This window comes from Elstera litoralis, assembly GCF_000963705.1.
Lineage (GTDB): Bacteria > Pseudomonadota > Alphaproteobacteria > Elsterales > Elsteraceae > Elstera > Elstera litoralis.
Map to the genome: position 1 here is coordinate 1 of NZ_LAJY01000410.1, position 3,208 is coordinate 3,208.

Consider the following 3,208-nt stretch of genomic DNA (forward strand, 5'->3'; position numbering starts at 1 on the left):
ACTACCCATCGACATCATAATTTCAATACTCAGATACCCTGACACCATGAACCGACGTTTTTCTCGACCGCACCTCTATCAGTTTACAAATGTCGGCCTTGGTCGCGGCAGTTATTTTTATATGCAGTTTTACCATTATCGGTTTGATGGAGTGGCAACTCACCGAAAGATTGCAGGCGCGGATCGGGGATCGGTTGAGCGGCCTCGCGCAAGATATGGCCGATCGGCTCGATCAGGGGCTGTTCGATGCCTATTGGCAAATCCAAACCATTTCCCGGCTCGACCCGCTTATCGCCAACCACCCCGATCAAACGTCGAAGCGACGCGAATGGCTGGCCGATCTGCAGAAGAATTTTCCGCGCTATGCCTGGATCGGCTTTGCCCGCGCCGATGGCACGGTGGAGGTGGCGACGGGCGGCTTGCTCGAAGGTGTATCGGTTGCCGAACGCCCCTGGTTCAAGGAAGCCTTGACGGGGCCTTTTGTCGGCGATCTGCACGAAGCCTTGCTGCTGGAACGCTATCTCGGGAATACGGGGTCAGAGCCGCTGCGCTTCGTCGATGTCGCCGCGCCGATTTATGATCCGGCAGGGCAGGTGATCGGCGTTGTCGGCGCGCATCTCTACTGGGCGTGGGCGCAGGATATTCGCAGTTCCCTACTGCGGCCCGATCAGACGTTCCCCGAGACCGATATTCTGGTGCTCGACAAGGCGGGGCGAACGGTTTTAGGTCCCGTCCTCGGGCGCGACTTTAGCACCTTGGGGGCCGTTCAAAAAGTCTTGAGCGGCGCTACCGGCGTCGCACCTGAAACGATCGACGGGATGGAAAAGCTCGTCAGTTTCGCGCCGACGCGCGGCTTCCGCGACTATCCAGGGCTCGGTTGGCGCATTCTGGCGACAACGCCAACTGCCGTTGCCTATGCGCCCATCCGGGAAGTGCAGGCGGGGCTCGCATTGCTTGGCCTGCTCTCGGGCGCGGTCGGGGCTGCCCTCAGCTATGTCATCGCCCGCCGCCTCACCCTTCCGCTGAAGCACTTGGCGGAAGATGCCGAAAGTAGCGGGCGCACGCTCGATACGGTTTTCCTGTCCCGCTCCGGCGGCTCGCGCGAAGTGGTGCGCCTATCGCAGGCTTTGCGCGCGCTCATCCGCCGCATCGGCACCTACGAACAGAATCTCGCCAGCGTCAGCGCCGAAGCCTCGGCCTTGGCGGAGGATAATAGCACCCTGCGCGAACTGGCGCTGACCGACCCGATGACCGGCCTTCTCAACCGGCGCGGCTTTTTCGAGAGCGTCGATCATTTGCTCGCCCCGACCCTCAAACCCGACGAGGATATCAGCGTCCTGGTGCTCGATATCGACCGCTTCAAGACGATCAACGATACCCACGGCCACGCCGTTGGCGACACGGTGATTAAAGGCGTCGCCCGTCTCTGCAGCCAGCAGGGCCGCGATAGCGATCTTGTCGCGCGCTTCGGCGGCGAAGAATTCGTGGTGCTGCTGCCCGGCTGCCCTGGCCCCGCCGCCGTCGCGCGCGGCGACCGCTGCGCCGCCTAATCGCCGAAACCCCGATTCCGACGACCGCAGGGCCGGTCTCCGTCACCGTTTCCATCGGCATCGCCCTGTGTTCGGCAACGGAAGGGTCGATCACCAAGGTCATCGACCGCGCCGATCAAGCCCTGTACCACGCCAAACGCAATGGCCGGAACCGGGTGGAAGCAGGATTGCCGGTCGCGGCGGCGGGGTAGGCTGCGACCTAAACGGTGCTCTTCTGAATGAGTTCGATCTTGTATCCGTCCGGGTCTTCGACGAAGGCGATGTGCGTCGTGCCGTGTTTCATCGGCCCAGGCGCCCGGGTGATCTTGGCCCCGGCAGCGGCGAGTTGGTCGCAGGCGGCGTAAATATCGGGCAGGCCGAGCGCGACGTGGCCGAAGCCGGTGCCGAGGTCGTAAGGCGCATGTTCCCAATTATGGGTGAGTTCGATCACCGTATGATCGGCCTCATCGCCGTAGCCGACGAACGCGAGGGTGAATTTGCCGTCCGGGTAATCGCTGCGACGCAGCAGCTTCATCCCCAAAAGGCGGGTGTAAAAATCGATGGATTTATCGAGATCGTAGACACGGATCATCGTGTGCAGCATCCGGGCACCGCTGAGAGCAGGAATCGTCATTGTTTCAGTCTCCGTTGAAAAAAATCAGCGTCCGCCCGCGACATCGAGCAGCGCGCCGGTGGTGTAGGAAGCCGCGTCGCTCAGCAGCCAGAGAATGGCTTCCGCCACTTCCTCCGCCCGGCCTGGGCGGCCGATAGGAGAGGCAGTTCCCAGGGTGTGAGCCCTGTCGGGTTGGCCGCCGCTGGCGTGAATCTCCGTCTCGATAATCCCCGGACGAACGGCGTTGACGCGAACCCCTTGTCCGGCCAACTCGCGGGAAAGCCCGAGGGTCAGCGTATCCATCGCCCCTTTCGTCCCGGCATAATCGACATATTGACCTGCCGAACCAAGCCGGGAGGCCGCCGAGGAAACAAGAACAATCGATCCTCCCCGCCCGCCGCGATCGAACGGCAAGCGGCGGGCACCTTCGCGCGCGGTCAAATAGGCCCCCAGAATATTCACATCGAACATCCGGGTGAGGCGGTCCACACTCATATCGGCAAGCTGGGCTGCGGGCGCGACGATCCCGGCGTTCACAACAAGCCCATCGACCGGGCCGAAGGCTTCTGCCGTCACGTCGAACAGGCGGATCACATCGGCCTCGATTGTAACATCGCCCTGTACGGCGACGGCCTTCCCCCCGGCGGCGACCACGGCGGCAACGGTTTCTGCCGCAGCATCGGCCTCGCGGGCAAAATTGACCCCGACAGCCCACCCGCGCGCGCCAGCGAGAATAGCCGCCGCGCGCCCGATACCCCGGCTACCGCCAGTAATGACGATGGTTTTCATGGGCAAGCCTCGTCTGTTGTCGTGGGAGCCGGTCAGCCCTTTTTGAAGCTTTTGGCCATCGCCAGAATGGCCTTCTGATGGCCCGCCCCGGCAATCGGCGGCGGCGGGCCGTTGGGGTCGCGACCGACGCCCTGCATCATCGCCTCTTCCGGCGTTTTCGGCTGGCGCACCGAGCGTTTCACCGGCGGCAGGGTTTTGCCGATTTGATCGAAAATCGCGTCGATGGTTTCAGCGGGCACCTCGCCCGGCTTCAGCACCCGGCGCGGCGGCGCGGGTT

General features: G+C 63.0%; 5 protein-coding genes. 2 read left to right on the forward strand and 3 right to left on the reverse strand.

Annotated elements, in window-relative coordinates; translation table 11 throughout:
- Positions 1-89 precede the first annotated feature (89 nt).
- Positions 90-1,550 (forward strand): sensor domain-containing diguanylate cyclase, encoded by a 1,461-nt coding sequence (locus tag VZ95_RS14645; RefSeq protein WP_084627810.1) that lies wholly within the window; start codon positions 90-92, stop codon positions 1,548-1,550.
- A gap of 14 nt (positions 1,551-1,564) precedes the next feature.
- On the forward strand, positions 1,565-1,741 hold the full coding sequence (locus VZ95_RS29355) for a diguanylate cyclase domain-containing protein (protein ID WP_408606098.1): 177 nt from the start codon (positions 1,565-1,567) through the stop codon (positions 1,739-1,741).
- Between the two features lie 8 nt (positions 1,742-1,749).
- On the opposite strand, the gene gloA is transcribed toward VZ95_RS29355, so the two are convergent.
- From gloA to VZ95_RS25740, 3 genes are all read right to left on the reverse strand, one after another.
- Positions 1,750-2,163: a lactoylglutathione lyase gene (gene gloA / locus VZ95_RS14650; protein ID WP_045776516.1), complete on the reverse strand. Its 414-nt coding sequence runs from the start codon at positions 2,161-2,163 to the stop codon at positions 1,750-1,752.
- A 24-nt stretch (positions 2,164-2,187) separates the two neighbouring features.
- Positions 2,188-2,931 carry an SDR family oxidoreductase gene (locus VZ95_RS14655; protein WP_045776517.1) on the reverse strand — a complete coding sequence of 248 codons (744 nt, stop codon included), beginning with the start codon at positions 2,929-2,931 and terminating at the stop codon, positions 2,188-2,190.
- A gap of 32 nt (positions 2,932-2,963) precedes the next feature.
- A partial coding sequence (locus tag VZ95_RS25740; RefSeq protein ID WP_045776518.1) for a hypothetical protein occupies positions 2,964-3,208 on the reverse strand: 245 nt, incomplete at its 5' end.